17 protein-coding genes and 6 tRNA genes are annotated in these 20,738 nt (G+C 53.3%); 19 read left to right on the top strand and 4 right to left on the bottom strand.

The window, feature by feature from the left end; translation table 11 throughout:
* The first annotated feature begins 74 nt into the window (after positions 1-74).
* Positions 75-148: transfer RNA gene (locus tag NW211_RS11630), tRNA-Arg, on the top strand.
* A 58-nt stretch (positions 149-206) separates the two neighbouring features.
* Positions 207-280: transfer RNA gene (locus NW211_RS11625), tRNA-Arg, on the top strand.
* Positions 281-695: 415 nt separating this feature from the next.
* Here the strand turns inward: NW211_RS11625 and NW211_RS11620 are convergent.
* From NW211_RS11620 to NW211_RS11610, 3 genes are all read right to left on the bottom strand, one after another.
* Positions 696-2,186, bottom strand: a complete 1,491-nt coding sequence (locus NW211_RS11620; protein WP_258327929.1) for a DUF5017 domain-containing protein — start codon at positions 2,184-2,186, stop codon at positions 696-698.
* A gap of 297 nt (positions 2,187-2,483) precedes the next feature.
* On the bottom strand, positions 2,484-3,302 hold the full coding sequence (locus NW211_RS11615; protein WP_087409419.1) for an META domain-containing protein: 819 nt from the start codon (positions 3,300-3,302) through the stop codon (positions 2,484-2,486).
* Positions 3,303-3,356: 54 nt separating this feature from the next.
* Positions 3,357-4,643 carry an NAD(P)/FAD-dependent oxidoreductase gene (locus NW211_RS11610; protein ID WP_087409420.1) on the bottom strand — a complete coding sequence of 429 codons (1,287 nt, stop codon included), beginning with the start codon at positions 4,641-4,643 and terminating at the stop codon, positions 3,357-3,359.
* Positions 4,644-4,828: 185 nt separating this feature from the next.
* Between NW211_RS11610 and NW211_RS11605 the strand changes: the two genes are divergently transcribed.
* The 16 genes from NW211_RS11605 (at position 4,829) to NW211_RS11530 (ending at position 18,503) form a co-directional block, all read left to right on the top strand.
* Positions 4,829-6,910, top strand: a complete 2,082-nt coding sequence (locus NW211_RS11605) for a tetratricopeptide repeat protein (RefSeq protein WP_258327928.1) — start codon at positions 4,829-4,831, stop codon at positions 6,908-6,910.
* 158 nt (positions 6,911-7,068) lie between these two features.
* A complete protein-coding gene (gene thrS, locus NW211_RS11600) occupies positions 7,069-9,009 on the top strand; it encodes a threonine--tRNA ligase (protein ID WP_087409422.1) in 1,941 nt (646 codons plus the stop codon).
* Positions 9,010-9,071: 62 nt separating this feature from the next.
* Positions 9,072-9,602 (top strand): translation initiation factor IF-3, encoded by a 531-nt coding sequence (gene infC, locus NW211_RS11595; RefSeq protein ID WP_087409423.1) that lies wholly within the window; start codon positions 9,072-9,074, stop codon positions 9,600-9,602.
* Positions 9,603-9,653: 51 nt separating this feature from the next.
* A complete protein-coding gene (rpmI, locus tag NW211_RS11590) occupies positions 9,654-9,851 on the top strand; it encodes a 50S ribosomal protein L35 (protein ID WP_087409424.1) in 198 nt (65 codons plus the stop codon).
* A gap of 123 nt (positions 9,852-9,974) precedes the next feature.
* Positions 9,975-10,319, top strand: coding sequence for a 50S ribosomal protein L20 (gene rplT, locus NW211_RS11585; RefSeq protein WP_008860709.1), 345 nt, complete (start codon positions 9,975-9,977; stop codon positions 10,317-10,319).
* A 393-nt stretch (positions 10,320-10,712) separates the two neighbouring features.
* The gene (locus NW211_RS11580) at positions 10,713-12,008 is read left to right on the top strand and encodes a tetratricopeptide repeat protein (protein ID WP_258327927.1); all 1,296 of its coding nucleotides are present in this window, start codon (positions 10,713-10,715) and stop codon (positions 12,006-12,008) included.
* A 189-nt stretch (positions 12,009-12,197) separates the two neighbouring features.
* Positions 12,198-12,749, top strand: coding sequence for a DUF1599 domain-containing protein (locus tag NW211_RS11575; protein ID WP_087409426.1), 552 nt, complete (start codon positions 12,198-12,200; stop codon positions 12,747-12,749).
* On the top strand, positions 12,730-14,190 hold the full coding sequence (locus NW211_RS11570) for a BT_3928 family protein (RefSeq protein ID WP_258327926.1): 1,461 nt from the start codon (positions 12,730-12,732) through the stop codon (positions 14,188-14,190). Before NW211_RS11575 ends, NW211_RS11570 begins: the two co-directional genes overlap by 20 nt.
* A 28-nt stretch (positions 14,191-14,218) precedes the next feature.
* Positions 14,219-14,974, top strand: coding sequence for a triose-phosphate isomerase (gene tpiA / locus NW211_RS11565; protein ID WP_087409427.1), 756 nt, complete (start codon positions 14,219-14,221; stop codon positions 14,972-14,974).
* Positions 14,975-15,057: 83 nt separating this feature from the next.
* The gene (locus NW211_RS11560) at positions 15,058-15,561 is read left to right on the top strand and encodes an SPOR domain-containing protein (RefSeq protein ID WP_087409428.1); all 504 of its coding nucleotides are present in this window, start codon (positions 15,058-15,060) and stop codon (positions 15,559-15,561) included.
* 24 nt (positions 15,562-15,585) lie between these two features.
* Positions 15,586-16,176, top strand: a complete 591-nt coding sequence (gene folE / locus NW211_RS11555) for a GTP cyclohydrolase I FolE (RefSeq protein WP_258327940.1) — start codon at positions 15,586-15,588, stop codon at positions 16,174-16,176.
* 108 nt (positions 16,177-16,284) lie between these two features.
* Positions 16,285-16,357: transfer RNA gene (locus NW211_RS11550), tRNA-Gly, on the top strand.
* Positions 16,358-16,402: 45 nt separating this feature from the next.
* Positions 16,403-16,478 (top strand) — tRNA-Gly (locus NW211_RS11545).
* A 28-nt stretch (positions 16,479-16,506) separates the two neighbouring features.
* A tRNA-Leu gene (locus NW211_RS11540) sits at positions 16,507-16,591 on the top strand.
* A gap of 23 nt (positions 16,592-16,614) precedes the next feature.
* Positions 16,615-16,698, top strand: a tRNA-Leu gene (locus NW211_RS11535).
* A gap of 458 nt (positions 16,699-17,156) precedes the next feature.
* Positions 17,157-18,503: a hypothetical protein gene (locus NW211_RS11530; protein ID WP_258327925.1), complete on the top strand. Its 1,347-nt coding sequence runs from the start codon at positions 17,157-17,159 to the stop codon at positions 18,501-18,503.
* A 23-nt stretch (positions 18,504-18,526) separates the two neighbouring features.
* On the opposite strand, the gene NW211_RS11525 is transcribed toward NW211_RS11530, so the two are convergent.
* Positions 18,527-19,321: a hypothetical protein gene (locus tag NW211_RS11525; RefSeq protein ID WP_258327924.1), complete on the bottom strand. Its 795-nt coding sequence runs from the start codon at positions 19,319-19,321 to the stop codon at positions 18,527-18,529.
* Between the two features lie 281 nt (positions 19,322-19,602).
* Here NW211_RS11525 and dnaN point away from each other — a divergent pair, with 281 nt between their 5' ends.
* Positions 19,603-20,730, top strand: a complete 1,128-nt coding sequence (gene dnaN, locus NW211_RS11520; RefSeq protein WP_087409463.1) for a DNA polymerase III subunit beta — start codon at positions 19,603-19,605, stop codon at positions 20,728-20,730.
* Positions 20,731-20,738 lie beyond the last annotated feature (8 nt).

Here is a 20,738-nt window from a genome sequence, read left to right as displayed (position 1 = left end):
AAAAAAAAGCGATAAAAAAACTCGAAAAAAAGATACACGCGAATAAAATTATACTTATCTTTGCATCCGCAAACGGCTCCATAGCTTAACTGAATAGAGCATCTGACTACGGATCAGAAGGTTACAGGTTTGAATCCTGTTGGAGTCACTCAGAGCAAAGCCGTCCGAGCGAGGGCGGTCGATATGAAAAAACAAAATTAAGGATTGGCTCCATAGCTTAACTGAATAGAGCATCTGACTACGGATCAGAAGGTTACAGGTTTGAATCCTGTTGGAGTCACTCAAGAGATAGTCGCTCTCACGGGTGACTATCTCTTTTTTTATACCTGTCGTTTCCCGCTCTCCTCTGTTTGCAAAATCACACCTCCCGATTATTTCGGGCTTCATATCTGCCTCTACTGGCTTTCCCGCCCGTTTCTGGTCTTGACGCAAGCGGCGAGATAGACTTCTCGTCGGCGAGTTCTTATGTATATCCGGGTCACCCGGTATCGGTCGGCTTCATTTTTTACAGAAGCTGTCGAGCTGGGAGCGTGAAGAGGCTTATAGTTTCAAATGGAATTATTATAATAGTATATAAACTATTTTATTAGTTTGCTTTCATAAGTCGGCTTGATGTCGACTGACCCGTAAAGAGCAAGGGCTGCATCCGATGTTTCGGGTGCAGCCCTTGGGAATAGACTCTTTTTTTAGTTTCCTTAGAATACGATAACCTTAACACCGTTCACCAGATAGATACCGGCCGGCAGGGCAATAGGTGTGCTGCCGGCAGCCACAGTGGTGCGGAGTACCTGGGCTCCGGTGAGGGCATAGACCGCAATCTCGGTCTCCTGGTCGGTGAGAAGCGTGATTTCGCCTCGACCGCTGATTACCTTCAGACCCGAGAGGGTAGTCTCGTCGACCGAGCCGGGAGTCTGGTTCGACAGAATCAAGTCGGTGAGCGACCATTGCGAAGCTTCTTCGCCACAGGTATATTTGAAGGCGACACGAACGGGAGCCGTCAAGCCCGAGAGCGTGATGGTACCCGAGGCTACGGTTTCGCCCGAACCTTCGGCCGGCCAGTTGGCCTGGTCGGTGATTTCGGTCCAGGTTGCCTCGGCGGGGCTATCCATGGCGTTGGGGTCGAAGTTTGTCGAGTAGAGCAGGAACAGGCCGGTGCCTTCGCTGCCGGTATACTTCGTGTAGGCCGAGAAAGCCAGGTATACCGTCTCGTTCGATACAGTGGGCGATACCAGCCAGGTTTCGCTGGACCCCTTGTTGTAGCCGTTGATTTGGGCACCGTAGTTCTCGTGCGACTCCCAGGGCAGGGTGCCGGTTACGCAGTAGTTGAGCCAGTCGCCCAGACCGTTTTTGAAACTGGTCACATAGGGCAGTTCGGCCGACGGGTTGACTACGGTCAGTTTGTAGCTGACGGCGGCACCTTCGTAGGTGTCGTTGGCGGCCACTTCGGCTTTGATTTCGGTCTCACCCACACCTTTGAGGGTCACGGTGCCGCTGTTGTCGATGGTGGCGACAGCCGTGTTGGAGCTGCTGTATGCGATGGGGCTTGCCGATTTTGAAGAGGCTGTGCTGCTGAAGGTATACCCCTCGGCAAAAGTTTTGTAGCGGTCTTTCCCGTTGTCAAAGGCCAATTCGGGCGAGATGCCGTTGTCGGCCTTCTTGAACAAGGTGAGGGTGAAGTAGTCCGAGTTGTTTTCGTTCGAGCTGGCATAGACACCGAAGGTACCCGACGATTCGCGCAACATGATGTAGCGGGTGTTGGTGTTTACGTTTTTCACGATGATACCTTTCGTGCCATCTGCGGCCGTCCACTGTTCCAGTGTGGCATCCTGAGCGTGGCTGGTGTTGAAGGTAAACTCGGTACCGTCGCCCTTGTAGGCCACGATGCGGTCGCCGTTGGTGATGGTGAGGGTACCGTTATCGGCTACGATGTCGAAGACGATGCTGGCATCGGGGTCGGTAATCGATGTTTTGGTACCGTCGGCATAAGTGAGAGCTACGGCTGTGAAGCGTTTGTTGAAGTCGTTGCTCATGGCTTGGTCGTTGGCCATGAATACGTATGACCCCGTAGTGATTTCACTGGCCGAAGCAATCTTGTTGAAGGTGCCCACCCCCGAATAGGTGGCTTGCAGACTGAATGAGCCGGTAGAGAGAGCGGCCAACAGGAGAAGAGTAGAAATTTTTTTCATAAGCAGTTATTTTATTTAAGGTGAATATGCAGGACTGACACTGATACAATCGAGAAGTGAAGGATTAGGGTTCAATGAAAGATTGTGTTTTTCATCATTCGATTCCTTCTGGTTTTTCTGTCTTTTACAAGGATAGCGAAAGTTGAGTGCAGAGGCCAACCGGAACAGGGGTCTGGGTTGGGCAATGTCAAACCGCCTCCTATCTTTCACAAAGATACGAAAAAAAGGAAACAAATGCACCTTTCGAGGGCATTTATTTCCTGTGACAAAACAATTTCTTGGATGGGTTTGGCCCGATTAAAGTCCCTTCTCGAGGGTGATGAGGGGGGTATCGGGGTGTTGGTAGAGCACGGCGTGGGTGTCGTCTATCGGGTAGAAGCCGGTCACCAGCTCGAGAGCCGCGAGCAACTGGGTCTCGGTTTCCATCTCGGGGCAGCTCTTGCGGGTAGAGGCCACCTGCGTGAAGGCAATGCCACAGGGAGTCCCGTCCAGTGCGATGTGCCCGAATATGCGGTTGCAGCCGGCAAAGCCCGAGAGTTTGGCCTCGGGTATGTCGATAACCAGTTTGGGCTGCTTTTCGGCGATGGCGGTTCCCTCGATGGCTGTCACTCGCCAGGCCCCGTTCAGCAGGTCGACCTGTCGCTTCTCGAGTGTCATTACGGTGCGGCCCCGACGATCGCACAGTCTGATGCGCAACTCGTCGCCGTGAGCCCGCTTGTAGGAGCGGGTATTGTTCAGGGCGCGGAGTACGGCGCGGTCGGTCACTTCGGGTCCGCAATCCTTTTGGGTCGAGATGAGCGACCCGAACTCCAGCTCGTTCTCGTCGCCGAGGGCGAAAGTGCCGTTCACTACGTTGCAGCCGTCGTTGCCATAGATGCGGCCGGTGGCCAGGTCGAAGGTGATTTCGGCCGGTGTTTCGCCCACCACGTCGTGGCGTTCGGCCGTGGCGATAATCCACGTCCCGCCGAACTCTTCGCGGGGGATGGTCGGTATCTTGCGGGGCTCTTGCGTTTCGGTCTCCTCCTTTTCGACGACAGCGCTCTTCTGGGTCGTTTTGCAGGCTGTAAACGACAGGAGCAACAGCACGCCCAGCGGGGTAAGCAACTTGTATCTCATGGTTCCGTATTTTATCTGTTTACAAAAAAAAAGTATCGGTGTGTGACCGGGCGGTTACTCCTCGTTCCGTTTCGGGAATCGGGTAGGACGTATCAGCAGCCGCAGCGTGGCGTTATAGGTGAAGTAGTACCAGCACCAGTTGAGCAGCGTGATAATCTTGTTTTTCATACCCAGTATGGATACGAGGTGTACTCCCATCCAGGTGAACCAGGCGGGACGGCCGTAGAGCTTCAGGTGAGGCAGGTCGGCTACCGCCTTGTTGCGGCCGATGGTGGCCATGTTGCCCTTGTCCTTGTAGTGGAAGGGGGTGTCGAAGCTCCCCTTGTTCAGATTCTGGGCCAGCAGTTCGCTCTGTTGGATGGCCACCTGGGCCACCTGCGGGTGGCCTTTGGGGTAATTCTTCTCGGTAAGCAGGGCAATATCGCCGATGGCAAAGATGCGGTCGCACCCTTTCACCCGGTTGTATTCGTCGGTGATGATGCGTTTTCCTCTGGCGATAGATTCGGCCGGGATACCCTCCAGCGGTTGGCCGGTGATACCGGCGGTCCAGATGAGGGTATGGCTTTTGATTTGCTCTCCGTTGTCGAGGCTTGCCACATAGTTCTCGAACGATTTCATGGTATGGCCCGTCATCACCTCGACCTCGAGCTCTTCGAGGTATTGGCGCGACTTGGTAGAGGCTTCGGTACTCATATTCTGCAAGAGGCGGTCTGAACCTTCGACGATAACGACGCGCATATCGCTAGGACTGATCTCGGGGTATTCCCGAGCCAGAATGTACTTCTTCATTTCACCCAAAGCACCCGCAATCTCTACTCCGGTAGGACCTCCGCCCACGACGGTAAAGCAGAGCAGCGTGCGGCGCGATTCGGCATCGGCGCAGGTACAGGCCCGCTCCAAGCAGAACAATATCTCGTTTCTCAGTCTGATAGCTTCGGCAGTTGATTTAAGGGTATAGACCCGTTCCCGCAATTCGGGCATGTTGAAAAAGTTGTTGGTCGTACCCGTGGCCAGCACCAGATAGTCGTACGGGATGGTCCCGGTGTTGGTGATGAGTTCTCGTTTTTCGGTATCGACCGAGAGGGCTTCGCCCATGTGGAACCGCACGTGACGCAGTTTGCGCAACTCTTTTCGGAAGGGGAAGCAGATGGCCGCCGGCTCGAGACCCGATGAGGCTATCTGGTAAAACAGAGGCGGGAAAGCATGAAAGTTTTTCCGGTCTACCAGTGTCACCCGGTATTGTCGGTGGTCGATTTTTTTCGACAGCAGGAAGCCTGCAAACCCGCCACCCACGATGACGAGGTGCTTCAACTCATTTTCGTTATGTTTGTCTGTTGTCATGTCTGTGTAAATTTTTGGGGGTGTAAAGATAATAAAAAAGTTTGGTCTGTTCCCTATAAGACAGCCGGCTGTAAAAAATGTTCATGGCGGTGGCGAGAAAAGAAAAAACTTATAAAATTTTCACGCCCTTGCGATGATTTCTCATTATTTGCGTACATTTGTCTGATAATCATGTTACGCGTTTAATGAAACTTACAATCAAGTCCTACACCATACTATTGTTGTTCTCGCTCTCTTCTCTCTGGTCTGTGGCTCAGATCAACACCGACCGGGTGATGAATATCGGGCGCAACGCTCTCTACTTCGAGGATTACATCTTGTCGATGCAATATTTCAATCAGGTAATCAAGGTGAAACCCTATATGGCCGAGCCCTATTTCTACCGGGGTATCGCCAAGCTCAGCCTCGACGACTACAAGGGTGCCGAGGAGGATTGCACGCTCTGTATCGAGCGCAACCCCTTTATCGTGAACGCTTACCAGGTGAGGGGTATCGCCCGGCAGAATCTGGGTAATTATCAAGGGGCCATCGATGACTATACCGAGGGGCTTCGCTATGCTCCCGAAGATCGTACTTTCCTGAACAACAAGGCGATTGCTGAGGTGCAACTGAAAAAATACGACGAGGCCGAAAAGAGTTTCGACAAGCTCATCGCCCTGCATCCCAACTACTACAACGGCTACATGAGCCGGGCACAGTTCTACCTCGAGAAGGGCGACACCATCAAGGCCATGGCCGATATCGACAAGGCTATCTCGATAGACAAGTACATGTCGGGGGCATACGCCCAGCGGGCCATCATCAAGGTGTTGCACGATGCCGACTACGACTCGGCGCTGGCCGATATGAACGAGGCCCTGCGGCTCGACCCCAAGGAGGTTTCGTACTACTTCAACCGGGCCCGCATCAAGTATCACCAGGACGATCTGCAAGGTGCCATGGCCGACTATGACCACATACTCCAGCTCGACCCCGGCAACACCATGACCCACTACAACCGCGGTCTCCTGCGCATGCAGGTGGGTGAGCGCAACAAGGCCATATCGGACTTTACAGAGGTAATCAAGGCCGAGCCCGACAACTACTTTGCCATCTACAACCGGGCCCTGCTCTACGATATGATAGGCAGTTACAGCAAAGCCATTGCCGACTTCGACGTGGTGCTGAAGCAGTACCCCGACTTTGCCGCCGGTTTCTTTGCCCGCTCCGAGGCCAAGCGTAAAATGGGCGATATGAAGGGGGGCGAGAAAGATTTCATGCTGGCCCTCGACCTGCAGAAGAAGACCAAGTACGAACCCATCGACGAGGCTACGGCTGCCGCCGGTACCACGAGCAAATCGGGACAGGCTGCCGACGAGCGTTCCGAGTCGGACAAGAACATCAACAAGTTCAACCAGATACTCGTGGCCGATGCCCAAACCGAGTACAAACCCGAGTATGAGAACAAGATACGTGGCCGGGTGCAAGACCAAAACGTGCAGGTGTCGATACAACCCATGTATGTGCTCACCTACTACGAGCGCCCCGATGCCGTGCGCCAGAACATCTACTATGTCAAGGAGCTGGAAGAGCTCAACGATACCCATGTTTTCGCCAAGAAACTGCTGCTTACCAACTCCGAGGCCGCTTTGCTCTCCGACCAGATCAACTACCATTTCTCTTCGATCAACGACTTCTCGCGTCTGATCGAGATCAACCCCTCCAACCCGTTGGCCTACTTCGGCCGGGCGGTCGACTTCATGCTCGTGCAAGACTTTGCCAGTGCGCTCGACGACCTCAACCGGGCCATTATGACCAGCCGCAACTTCACCATGGCCTACTTCCTGCGGGCTGTCGTGCGGGCCAAGCAGATTGAGTATGAAATCTCTTCGGCATCGGCTCAGAATCTCGACTTCCAGGCCCAGCGCAAGAAAGAGGGCAACGACTTTACCCCGATGGGCTTTGCGGCACTGGGGAACGAAAACCTGAAGATGGAGTACGAAATGGTATTGCGCGACTACGAAAAAGTGATTGAAGATTCGCCCCGATTCATCTATGCCTACTACAATCGCGGCAACCTGCGCTGCTCGCAACAAGACTATCGGGGAGCTATTGCCGACTACACCCGGGCCATAGAGTTGCGTCCCGACTTTGGCGACGCCTACTACAATCGCGGTCTCGTCTACTTGAGGCAGGGCAACACCGCTGCCGGTACTGCCGATTTGAGTAAAGCCGGCGAATTGGGCGTGGTGGCAGCCTACAATCTGTTGAAACGGTTGAGTGACTAAAAGATTTTTATAAATATCCGTTTCCGTAATGAAATAATTATTACTTTTGTGCCTTGGTATAAAGGTACACACCGGATGCCACCATATATGGAATAAAATTTGCGTATCAATATAGAGACGTTTTTCAAGAATTGTTGAAAAGATAAAGGAAAGAAAAGATGATTAAGATTACATTTCCCGATAATTCGGTAAAGGAATTTGAGTCTGGCATTACCCCTTTACAGATTGCCGAGAGCATCAGCCCCCGGTTGGCACAGGAAGTTCTTGCCGCAACTGTCAATGGTCAGGAGTGGGACCTTACCCGTCCCGTTACTGCCGATGCGGCCATCAAACTCTTCAAATGGGACGATCCCGAAGGCAAGCATGCCTTTTGGCACTCGTCGGCTCACTTGCTGGCCGAGGCCCTGCAAGAGCTCTATCCCGGTATCAAATTCGGTATCGGTCCGGCTGTTGAAAATGGTTTCTACTACGATGTAGACCCGGGCGAAGCTACCATTACCGCTGCCGATTTCCCCACCATCGAGGCCAAGATGCTCGAGCTGGCCGGTCACAAAGACCCCATCGTACGGAAAGAAATTTCCAAAGCCGATGCCCTCGACATGTTTGGCAAACGCGGCGAAGAGTATAAGGTCGAACTCATCAGCGAACTTGAAGACGGAACTATCACCACCTATACGCAAGGCGCATTTACCGACTTGTGCCGTGGCCCGCACTTGCCCAATACCGGGCTCATCAAGGCCGTGAAGATTACTTCGCTGGCCGGTGCCTACTGGCGCGGCGACGAAACGCGCAAACAGCTGGTGCGCGTCTACGGTATCTCCTTCCCCAAGAAGAAGATGCTCGACGAATACCTCGTATTGCTCGAAGAGGCCAAGAAACGCGACCACCGCAAGATTGGCAAGGAGATGGAGCTCTTTGCCTTCTCGCCCAACGTAGGTCCCGGTCTGCCTTTGTGGTTGCCCCGCGGTACCCAGTTGCGCGATCGCCTCGAGGCCATGCTGCGCAAGGTGCAGAAACGCTTCGGCTACCTGCAGGTAATCACGCCGCACATCGGTAACAAGATGCTCTATGTAACATCGGGCCACTATGCCAAATACGGCAAAGACTCGTTCCAGCCCATCCACACTCCCGAGGAGGGCGAAGAGTATCTGCTCAAACCCATGAACTGCCCGCACCACTGCGAGATATATAAAGTATCGCCCCGTTCGTACAAAGACCTGCCGCTGCGTTTCGCCGAGTTCGGTACGGTATACCGTTACGAGCAGAGCGGCGAGCTGCACGGCTTGACCCGTGTACGTTGCTTTACGCAAGACGATGCCCACATCTTCTGCCGTCCCGACCAGTTGAAAGAGGAGTTCCTCAAGGTGATGGATATTATCTTCATTATCTTCAAGGCCCTGAAGTTCGACAACTTCGAAGCTCAGATTTCGCTGCGCGACCCCGTTCACCGCGAGAAATATATCGGTAGCGACGAGAACTGGGAGAAGGCCGAACGTGCCATCGTAGAGGCTTGCGAGGAAAAAGGGTTGAAAGCCCGTGTAGAGTATGGCGAAGCCGCCTTCTACGGACCGAAGCTCGACTTCATGGTCAAGGATGCTCTGGGCCGTCGCTGGCAGCTGGGTACGATTCAGGTCGACTACAACCTGCCCGAGCGTTTCGAACTTGAATACACCGGCAGCGACAACCAGAAACACCGCCCCGTCATGATTCACCGTGCCCCCTTCGGTTCGATGGAGCGTTTTGTAGCCGTGCTCATCGAGCACACCGGCGGTAAATTCCCCTTGTGGCTCACCCCCGACCAGGTAGCTATCCTGCCCATCAGTGCCAAGTACAACGACTATGCACAACAGGTAGCCAGCCAGTTGGCCGAGCAAGATATTCGTGCCATCGTCGACGATCGTAACGAAAAGATTGGCCGTAAGATTCGCGACAACGAGATGAAACGGATTCCCTATTTGCTCATTGTTGGTGAAAAAGAGGCCGAAAATGGTGAAGTTTCTGTAAGAAAACAGGGCGAAGGTGATAAAGGTTCGATGAAAATTGCTACCTTTGCCGCAAATTTAAATGCAGAAGTAGAAGAATTACTCAAAGAATGGTAATCTGAATGGAGAAAAAACCACAACCACAACCACAACCGCAGTCCGGTAGGCCTAACAGACCTATGCCTGCAAAAAAGAATGACATTAAAGATCAATATCGTGTCAACGAACGCATCCGTGCCAAAGAGGTGCGTCTGGTCGGCGATAATGTAGAGCAGGGTGTTTACACCATACAGGAAGCTATGCACATGGCCGACGAGCAAGGTCTCGATTTGATCGAGATTTCTCCCAATGCAGTACCGCCTGTATGCAAGATTCTGGATTATCAGAAATTCCTCTATCAGCAGAAGAAACGGCAGAAGGAGCAGAAGGCCAAATCGACCAAGATTGTGGTGAAGGAGATTCGTTTCGGACCGCAAACCGACGATCACGACTACAACTTCAAGTTGAAGCATGCCATCGGCTTCCTCAACGAAGGTGCCAAGGTGAAAGCCTACGTATTCTTCAAAGGCCGCTCGATTCTTTTCAAGGAGCAGGGCGAGGTGCTGTTGCTGCGTTTTGCCAACGACTTGGAAGACTATGGCAAGGTAGAGATGATGCCGGTTCTCGAGGGGAAGCGCATGATTATCATGATAAGCCCCAAGAAAAAGTAAGAAGAGATAGGACAGACTATTCATTCAATTATAAAATTAAAATTTAGTAAAATGCCAAAGATTAAAACTAATTCCGGTGCCAAAAAGAGGTTCGCCCTTACCGGAACAGGAAAAATCAAGAGAAAACATGCTTACAAAAGCCACATTCTGACGAAGAAGACGAAAAAGCAAAAAAGAAACCTCACTCACATGACTACGCTGAAGACGGTCGATGTGAACAATGTAAAAGCATTGCTGGGCTTGAAATAATGCTCGACGGGTTTCCGAAAAATTTTCTCACACAAAAGAGTAGTTTCAAAATTTATTAACCGAATGTTTTTAGCTTGAAGTTTACCTTGAACGGTAGCGCTAACATTCAAAACAAAAAAAACTATGCCAAGATCAGTAAATCACGTTGCTTCAAGAGCAAAAAGAAAAAAGATTCTTAAACTTACCCGCGGTTACTATGGTTCGCGCAAAAACGTCTGGACCGTTGCCAAAAATACTTGGGAAAAAGGTTTGACCTATGCTTACCGTGACCGCAAAAACAATAAGCGTAATTTCCGTGCATTGTGGATTCAACGTATCAATGCAGCCGCTCGCCTCGAAGGCATGTCCTACTCGAAACTGATGGGCGCCCTTCACAAAGCCGGCATCGAAATCAACCGCAAGGTTCTCGCCGACCTGGCCATGAACAACCCCGAGGCTTTCAAGGCTATCGTCGAGAAAGTGAAATAAGAGAGACGCATAATCTTCTTTTATTATAGCTGTTTAGGGATTCCCGCACAGGGGGTCCCTAAATTTTTTTATCGAAATATTTTGTTTATTCAAAGGAATTGTATAGCTTTGTATCAAAGAGAAAGAGAAAGCCCGGTCGTATCAGAGTAGATTGGGAAACTCATCAAAAATTATGAAATGCCGAGACACGCTTTCCGTTCCAATGGCGGGCCACAACCTTTCGAGGTTTGCTTTGCACGGTGGATTACAAAGGAGCGGGGGCCCTCAAATCCTGTCTATCGGAGTTTCATCGCATCCTTTGATACGACCCCTTATATAGCCCGGTTCCCTGCACGGAGTCGGGCTTTTTTATAGGGGACTATTATTCGTTGAATATCATAATTATAAAGGGAAATGAAACGTATGTTTGCAAGCCTCGTACTCGCTCTCCTCTTGAGTACGGCAACGGCTTGGGCCGAGTCGCTGGCTACTCTCCAGCAACAGGCCGAAAGCGGAAACAGTGATGCACAGTACGATTTGGCCATGTGCTACTGGAAGGGGGAAAAGGGGGCCCCGAAAGATGACAGCAAGGCTTTTTATTGGGCCAAGAAATCGGCCGAGCAAGGCGATGCCTATGCCCAGTCGTGGGTAGGCTATTTCTATGAAAATGGTTACGGCACCGCACGGGATTTCGGTGAAGCGGCGTACTGGTATCGCCGCAGCGCCGACCAGGGCAACCGCTTCTCGCAGAACAATCTGGGCGAGTGCTACTACTACGGACGGGGTGTCGAGCGGAACTACGAAAAGGCGGCCTCGTGGTACAAGAAGGCGGCCGACCAGGAGTTCCCTTCGGCCTGCTACAACCTGGGCTGGTGTTACGAAAATGGGGAGGGGGTTGCCTCCAACCGGTCGCTGGCCATCAGTTACTATCGCAAGGCGGCTGCGAGCGGCAATGAGGATGCCCGCCAGCGGCTGTCCAAACTGGGCCTGTCGGCCGACGGCAGTTCCACAACGTCGGCCTCGACGGCATCCACTTCTTCGTCATCGTCGGGCTCGCATGTCGACCCCTCGACGTTGGTCAATGCCCAGTCGGGAATCGATGTGTCACAGTATGTGCTGGGGCAGCAGTATTTCGACGACGGGAACTACGAGCAAGCCGTGTACTGGTGGCGTCAAGCCGCAAAACAGGGATATGGCAAAGCCTCGTTGCAATTGGGCGAGTGCTACTACAACAGTTTGGGTGTGGACCGCAACTATAAGACAGCTGCCTACTGGTATACCGAGGCTGCCGAGCAGGGCGAGAACGATGCCTGTTTCAAACTGGGCGTCTGTTATGAAGAGGGTATTGGTGTAATCCGGGATTACCAGATAGCCTTCAAGTATTACGAGAAGGGCAATTTCATGCTGGCGGCAGCCCACTGTTGCCGCAAGTGGCTGCAGCAGCAGAACCGTACGGATCTCAACTACCTCACGCTTTCGATTGCCGAGCTGCTGTTGATGTCGAGCAAGGGCGATGCTTTGGCACAATGCTATATGGGCCTTTCGGCATATATCGATAGCGACCTCTCCAAAGCCAAGGCCTGGTTCCAGAAGTGTGTGGACAATGCCAACGCCACCTCTTTGAGTCGGACGATAGCCCGCAAGTATATCGCTTCGATCGAAGAGGGCGAGGAGGAGACCGATGCGCTGATGGAGTTCTTCGGCTTTTAGCGCGGAGTGGGTGGGGGAGAGAGCACCCTCTCCCTCGGACTAAATATCAATCGCCATTTGAGTGCAAGTTTTAGGAATAAATTGTAACTTTGCAGGGATAAAAACCGCACATGCCGGCCGAGGTGTAAGGTTCTCGTGTTCGAGGCTTTGGATACTGGTGCCGGGGTGAGTTAAAAAAAAAGATTAGTTATGGCCGATACGGTAGCGCAATTTGAGCATGTAATATCTATTTGTCGGGATCTGTTCGTCAAAAAGCTGAAAGACTATGGCGCTTCGTGGCGCATCCTGCGTCCGCAGTCGCTCACCGACCAGATTTTTATCAAGGCAAAACGCATCAGAAGCATCGAGACGAAGGGCGAAAGCAAAATCGATGAAGGCATTCGCTCCGAGTTTATCGGCATTGTCAACTACGGTATCATCGGGCTCATCCAGCTGCATCTCGGCTATGCCGATACCGAGGACATCAGCAACGACGAGGCCCTGGCCCTCTACGACAAGTACATGACCGAGACCAAGACCCTCATGTATGCCAAGAACCACGACTACGACGAGGCGTGGCGCAGCATGCGCATCAGTTCCTATACCGACCTGATTCTGACCAAAATCTGCCGTACCAAGCAAATCGAAGACAACGAAGGCAAGACTCTCGTCTCGGAGGGTATCGATGCCAACTACATGGACATGATTAACTACTCGCTGTTTGGCCTTATAAAGATAGAGTATGGAGAGCAAGACGATTAACGAGAAACGCAAAGCCCTTCTGATACAGTGGCTTGTTTTTCTCTCCCGCCTGATTGTCGGGGGGACGTTCGTCTTTTCGGGCTTTGTAAAAGCCGTCGACCCATACGGTACCGCCTATAAGTTTGAAGACTATTTCGCCGCATTTCACCTCGAGTTTCTCTCGTCGTTCACTCTGCTCTTCTCGGTAGCCCTCTCGGTGGTCGAGTTTTTGCTGGGTGTTCATCTGCTGTTCGGGTCGTACCGCAAGTCCACGCCGCGGCTGGTCTTCCTCTTCCTCTGCGTGATGACCCCTCTCACACTCTATCTGGCCATTGCCAATCCCATATCCGATTGCGGCTGTTTCGGCGATGCCGTCCATCTGAGCAACTGGGCCACCTTCTTCAAGAATGTCGTTCTGTTGGGTGGTGCCATATTTCTGCTCTATACCAACAAGCGGTTGCGAGCCCTCTACAACAAGGAGGTGCAGTGGCTCACGGGGCTCTATTCGCTGGTCTTTGTTCTCTTCTTTGCCTATATCGGCATCAATTACCAGCCCTATCTCGATTTCCGTCCCTACAAGATTGGGGTCAACATACCCGAGGCCCTTGCCGCCAGCGAGCCTCAGCACGAGTTTATCTTCATCTATGAAAAGGATGGGCAGCAACAAGAGTTTTCCCTCGACAGTCTCCCCAGCGAAGAGGAGGGGTGGACCTTTGTCGACCGGCGCGAAAAGGTGATTGAGAGCACCCGGCCGCAGGCGCCTGCCATCGACGAGTTTACCGTCTATCGGGGCGAAGACGATATTTCCGACGAAATTCTGAGCGACGAAAACTACCGCATCCTGTTGCTTTCGCCCGACCTCGAACGGGCCGACGACAGCGAGGTAGACCGCATAAACGAGCTCTACGACTACTGTGTGGAGCGGGGTTACGCCTTTGCTTGCGTCACCGCCTCGAACCCGCGGGGTATAATAACCTGGCTCGAGAATACCGGAGCCGAGTACCCCTTCTACTTCATGGACCGAACCACCATTCGCACCATAGCCCGGGGCAATCCCTGCGTGCTGTTGCTCAAGGGGGGCACCATCTTGCGCAAGACCGCACCCTCGCAACTGCCCGACGAGACCCTGCTCACCCAGCCGCTCGACCAGCTCGACTACGGCCGGCCCGAGGTCTACAGGCCCCGCCATCGCCTGGGATTCATCGCGATGCTCTATGTCATACCCATGCTCTTCTTGCTGTTGACCGAGAAGACCGTGGCCATGATTATCGGGCGGGTGAAGCTGTGGAGGCTCAACCGCATACGCCGCCGGCGCAAAGCCGAGCATGAAGCCTTGAAGGCTGCAGAGGCTAAGGCGGCAGGCGCATCGCCCCAACCCGAAGAGGCAGCCCCAGCGGCTGAATCTGATTCGCCCGGGAGCGAACCGAAAAACGAGAATGAGAAACAAAACGAAATACAATAATTTTTTTAACCTCTAAAAAAGATTTGTTATGAGAAAAAACATTGTTGCAGGAAACTGGAAAATGAACACGACCGTTCAAGAGGGCGTGGCTTTGGCTAAAGAAATCGATGCCGCTCTGGCCGGTGTAACTACCAAATGCGATGTAATCATCGCCACTCCGTTCACTCACCTGGTATCGGTTGTAAACGCTATCGACACCAAACGTATCGGTGTAGGTGCCGAGAACTGTGCCGACAAGACCGAAGGCGCATTCACGGGCGAAGTTTCGGCCAAGATGGTCGCTTCGACGGGTGCACAATACGTAATCCTCGGCCACTCCGAGCGTCGTGCCTATTATCACGAAACTCCCGAAATCCTGAAAGAGAAAGTCCTCCTGGCTCTGGCCAACGGTCTTACTCCCATCTTCTGCATCGGCGAAGTTCTGGAAGAGCGCGAAGCCGGCAAACACTTCGATGTCGTAAAAGCACAGGTAGAAGAGTCGCTCTTCAACCTCTCGGCCGAAGACTTCGGTAAAATCATCCTGGCTTACGAACCGGTTTGGGCCATCGGTACCGGCAAGACTGCTACGGCCGACCAAGCCGAAGAGATTCACGCCTTCATCCGCAAGACCATTGCCGAGAAATATGGCAACGAAGTAGCCGAGAACACCTCGATCCTCTATGGTGGTAGCTGCAAGCCCAGCAACGCTGCCGAGCTCTTCGCCAAACCCGACGTAGACGGTGGTCTGATTGGTGGTGCTGCCCTGAAAGCCGACTCGTTCATGGGCATTATTACTGCATTCTAATAAAATAGATTTTCACAGAGGCTGCAAAAGTGGGAATAAATTCTTATTTTTGCAGCCTCATTGTTTTTGAAAAGTTGTAGGTTATGCGCAAATCACATGTAATACTGGCCCTGCTCGTGATAGGAGCGGCAGGCGCGACGGCACAAGCCCAGGTCGCAGTCTCCGACACCTCGATAGTACAGTACCTCGAGCGTCCCGAGACCGGTGGCAAAGTGAAAGTGGTGCAACCGGCCGAGCTGGCCAAGCGGGTAAGCCGGGCCGAAGGCGTGGTCAAGTACGACGGCAACAAGGGCTATGCCCAGTCGTCGGGATTCCGCATTCAGGTCTTCTCCGACAACGACTACCGCACCGCCAAGAACAATGCCCTCTACAAAGAGGGGCTCATCCGGCAGGCCTTCCCCGAGCTGGACACCTATGTCACCTTCACTTCGCCCTTCTGGCGGCTGAGAGTAGGCGATTTCCGTTCCTACGAAGAGGCCGGCAACGCCCTGCGGGAGTTGAGGCGGGAGTTCCCCCAGATGGCTCGCGAGATGCGAATTGTGCGCGATAAGATACAAATACAGATACATCAAGGATTTACCGAATAAATTAGATTCATGGATGAACAGGTTATGAGCCCGGAAGAGCAACAACGGGTTTGCAAGGAATTGGCCGAACACTATCGGGCTATCATCTCTCTATTGGGCGACGACCCCGATCGCGAAGGGTTGCGCAAGACCCCCGAGCGGGCCGCCAAAGCCATGATGAAATTGACCAGAGGCTATCGTCAGTCGGCACACGACGTCATATCTTCGGCCATTTTCGAGCATACGGGTTCGCGCATCGTCATCGTGCGCGACATCGAGTTTTACTCCTTCTGCGAGCACCATCTGCTCCCCTTCTTCGGGAAGGTGCACGTAGGCTATATCCCCACCAAGGGCATCGTAGGGCTCAGCAAGGTAGCCCGCCTGGTCGAGGTATATGCCCGCCGCTTTCAGGTGCAGGAGCGTCTCACGGCGCAAATCTGCCACAGCTTGGCCGATACCCTCGAGGCCGAAGGGGTCATCGTCATGGTCGAAGCCCGTCACCTCTGCATGCAGATGCGGGGCGTCGAGAAGCAGGGAGCCGTCACCGTTACCTACGATTGTACCGGTAAATTTGAGCAACCCGAGTGGCGCCGCGAATTTTATTCGCTCATCGGTAAAAATTCTTGCGAGCAATAACCAATTATTTATCAAACAGTAACCCGTTTTGATGAAAAAAATGTTTGAGAAAATTTCGCAAAGCTCTTGCATAAGTCAAAAAGAGGGTTTATCTTTGCACTCGCAATCGCGAAAATAGCTCAGTTGGTAGAGCACAACCTTGCCAAGGTTGGGGTCGCGGGTTCGAGTCCCGTTTTTCGCTCGACCATCGGAAAGCGTTCCGAAAAAGGCTTTGAAATGATGAAATGCGAAAATAGCTCAGTTGGTAGAGCACAACCTTGCCAAGGTTGGGGTCGCGGGTTCGAGTCCCGTTTTTCGCTCCATCGGTATCTCTATCGATGTACAATAAATGCCCAGGTGGCGGAATTGGTAGACGCGCACGTTTCAGGTGCGTGTGTCGAGAGGCATGCAGGTTCGAGTCCTGTTCTGGGCACCAAGATGAGAGACGAGATACCGTATGTCCGGGTGGTGGAATTGGTAGACACGCTACTTTGAGGGGGTAGTGGGCGTTGGCTCGTGTGAGTTCGAATCTCATCTCGGACACTCGAAAAGGTCGGTAATCTTGCGGTTACCGACCTTTTTGTTTTTGTGCCCTTCTGGCCCCGTATCCCCTGCGAGGGGCCTCGCCTGTCATACCACGCTACGACGCGGTATCCAGAAATACCCAGCCCGTCATTTCGCATTCGATGCGGAGGTTTGGGGCATACCGCACTTGATGCGGTATCCAGAAATTTTCTCAAGCCTATTCGGTGGTCAATCTGTTGGAGGTTATTGTGCGGGGTGGGGTAAATCCGGTAAGTCTATTTGTGGCAAGGAGAGGAAGGTCTATATCTTTTTTTCCCGATTTCTGTAAAGGAGAAAAATGAATGGCTGAATAGCAAAAGCGGTGTTATTTATTTTGTATTTTCTTAATTTAATCTATATTTGTAGATAATTTGAATTTACAGGGACTGTATTTCAGGGGACGACAGACGTATCATTTATCATAAAACCCGACGACCATGTGGAAGTGGATATTCAAACCGATAGTTTGGATTTTTTCGAAATTCCTGAAGCTGCCGCTGTGGAGGCAGATGGCTATTCTTGTGGCCGTTTCGGTGATTACGCTCGTGCTGATGACTGCCAGTTTCGGGCATAAGGCCGATTACCGGACTGTCGCTGTGTCCGAGGGGCCGATGTTTGTGGGGCGGGGAGGTGATCTCTCCGATACCTTGCATATTTCGCCGGGCGATTCGCTGCGACTGTTGGCCCGGCAGGGCGAGATGGTCTGGGCCGAGACACCCGACGGCCGTTTCCGGGGCGTGATTCCGGCCGGGGTGGCGGTGGCTCCCGAGGGGTTGCCGGAGCGCTCACTCAAGCAGGACCGTAAGATTTCGTTCCGTAAATACCTCCGAATGATTGACGACCCGGATTTTTCGATGGAGCGGCTGTACGATCGGGTGACGGTCAACAGCGTGAAGACGACACCCGACTCGATTGTGGTGGTGTCCAATCTGGTGCTGCTCGACGACTGGTGGAACATGTTTCGGGTCTCATTTACCTTTAACCCCGACGGCTCGTTTGCCGGGTCGCATTATTGGCCTACCTCTTTCCGACATTGGCTTTCGGCGGTTACCTCGCACGAACCGATGATGGGGGGCGATGGCTTGCGGGCTCATATCACCGACCTCTTTTCGTGGGTCATTTCGCGCCCCGAATTTCCGGCCGTGATGTCGACCTGGCTGCTGTCGGGGATATTCCTGAATCTGGTTCCCTTTCTGCCGCTCTGTCTGCTCATGGGGCTGCTGGCGTTGCGTCGCCCGCTCTACTATGTGCCCAACTGGGCGGTCAATCTGCTGATAGCGGCCTGCATTCTTTTCGGTTTCTGGCTGTGGCCCAAGCTGATGCTGTTGCGGGGCTATCCCTTTATCTCGGCCTATCCGCTGGTATGGGTCATTACCATTCTGGTCGTGGGGCTCTTCTGGGGGCTCTACCGAGGGTTGAGGTGCCCTCGCTGCAAGCGGCTCGAAGATCACGAACTGGTGAGTACCGAGGTACTCAGCCAGCGGTATAGGGACCGGAAGGGCGAGGCGGTGAAGCGCCGCACGCATACCGGCACGACGACCGCCTACACCGAGCGTACACGCAACGGGCAGGTGGAGGGGCGTGAAAAGGAGTGGGAAGAGAAGCACTTCGACGAGGAGGTCGAGACCTGGGTCGACCGGGTGCGCATCGACAAGGTGAGGGAGCTGTACCGATGTCGCCATTGTGGTCACGAACGGGTGAAGATACGACGCAAGGAGTCGTGGGTGAGCCGCCGCGATACCGGTAGCGAGAATCGCAAGACCTCTGATTTCAAACGATTTTGAAGGAACTTCCCGGGTGTACGGCCTCAGGCTGTTGCGTTCGGGAGTGTCAGCCCGCTGTCCCGTTCCCTGTTGCAGGGGGCGGGACATTTTTTTGTGTCTCGGGCGCTGTCGGTCGGGGTGGCCGGGAGGGTGTCGGGTGCGGAGGTGTGAGGATAGATAGTCTGCCCCTGCCAGCGGCCGGAACTGCGGTAGCCCAGGTCGTTGACCTGAAGCAGAAGTCGGGCGGGGGCTTGAATGTCGAGCGAGCGCAAGGTTTTGGTAAACTGCTCGCGGCGAGCCAGTACGTCGACCGTTTCGAGGGCTTCGCGGAAGGGAGCCGACTCGAACGAGAAGGCCATCACTCCCGGGGCCGAAAGGGTGTGCAGGAAAGTACCGTTGCGCAAAGGATAGTGGCGCACGGATATTTCGTCATGCGTGTGGTATACAGGTCGATAGTCGTTTGAGAGCAGACGGGGCAGCCGCCGGGCAAGGCTCTTCTGCTCTTGTGGGGAGGTGCGGTACCACAGGGTCACATTGCCGTCGCGGGTGAACGAAAGTACGATGGTATCGACTTCGGGCAGGGCCGATGCCGTGCGAATCTCTTGCCACAGGCGCACCAGCGTGCGGGCGCGTTGCCAATAGGGCAGGGCGGCGGTCGAGTCGGGCGGCAGGGCCGGGGTGGTCTCGAGAATGGCCCGGCTCTCTCCGGCCGGGATGTAGTCGTAGGGCGAGGCCGTTTGGCAGGCTTGGGCGAGCCGGTAGTTTTGCCGCGCGATATAGCCACCCGCGAACAAGATGCACAGGACGATGCACAGTATGCTGATATGTCTGGGATTCACCCTATTGGCCTGCATGATTGACAAATATAACGATAATATTCGAAAAATGAACGGTCGAGGGGGTGAAAAGCATTTCGGGCAGGGCGGGTATAACGGTGTTGATAACTTATTCATTTATTCTTGCGAATTAGTCGGTCGAGCCAAAAATTTTCATTACATTTGTTCGTTAAAGAGATGGGGAACCGTTCGGCCTGACGGCGGTTCGCCTGCTCGGGCCTGCGGGGCGCTGTCCTTTTGCAGGGAAAACAGGCTAAGAAACAAATAAACAAAAAGATATATCTATGAAATTTATCGTATCCAGCACCTTGTTGCTATCACATTTGCAGACTATCAGCCGGGTAATTAACTCGAAAAACTCGATGGCTATCCTCGACAACTTCCTGTTTCGCCTCGAGGGCACGCGCCTCTCGATGACCGCATCGGACCAGGAGACTACCATGACTACGGCTATCGACGTGATGGAGGCCGAGGGCGAAGGCGTCTTTGCCGTGAATGCCAAAATCTTGCTCGAACCCCTCAAAGAGTTGCCCGACCAACCGCTGACTTTCGAAATCGACGACAATAATCTGGAAATTTTCCTCTATTTCCAGAATGGCCGTTACAACTTTATCGGCGTGAATGGCGACGAATATCCCACCAAGATGCCGATGGATACCTCGGCCGTAACCCTCTCGCTCGATGCGCAACAGCTGCTCGGCGGCATAGGCTGCACGCTGTTTGCCACGGCCGAAGACGAGTTGCGCCCCATTATGAACGGTATCTATCTCGACATCTTCGAAGACAGTATTTCGTTCGTGGCTTCCGATACTCACAAGCTGGTACGTTTCAAAAATCAGGCCGTGGCTCCCGGGGTGCGTGCCTCGTTTATCCTGCCCAAGAAACCGGCCAATCTGTTGAAGTCGATTCTGCCCAAGGAGAACGGCAACGTAGAGCTCTCGTTCGATTCGAAGAATGCCTGCTTCAAGCTCTCCGATTTCGTACTCAACTGCCGCCTTATCGAGGGGCACTATCCCAACTACAACTCGGTAATCCCTACCAACAATACCAACCGACTTATCATCGACCGCTCCCTGTTTGTGAATGTGCTGCGTCGTGTGTCGGTATTTGCCGATGCCGCTTTGGGTCTGGCCAAGCTGCAGCTGAAGAACGGCGAGCTGCTCGTGTCGACCGAAAACAAAGACTACTCCATCTCGGCCGAGGAGAAGGTGGCCTGCAACTACACGGGCGACGACCTCACCATCGGCTTCAAGGCGTCGTTCCTCATCGAGATACTCAACAATATCCCCTCTACCGAGGTGCTGGTCGAGCTCTCCGATCCCACCCGTGCCGGTATCATCGTACCGCTGGAGAACAAGGAGAACGAAGACCTGCTCATGCTGTTGATGCCCATGATGCTCAGCGATTTTTAATCAACCCA

The organism is Barnesiella sp. ET7 (genome assembly GCF_024733785.1).
Lineage (GTDB): Bacteria > Bacteroidota > Bacteroidia > Bacteroidales > Barnesiellaceae > Barnesiella > Barnesiella merdigallinarum.
Note: the sequence above shows the minus strand (reverse complement) of the source record. Positions and strands in the feature narration are given on the sequence as shown.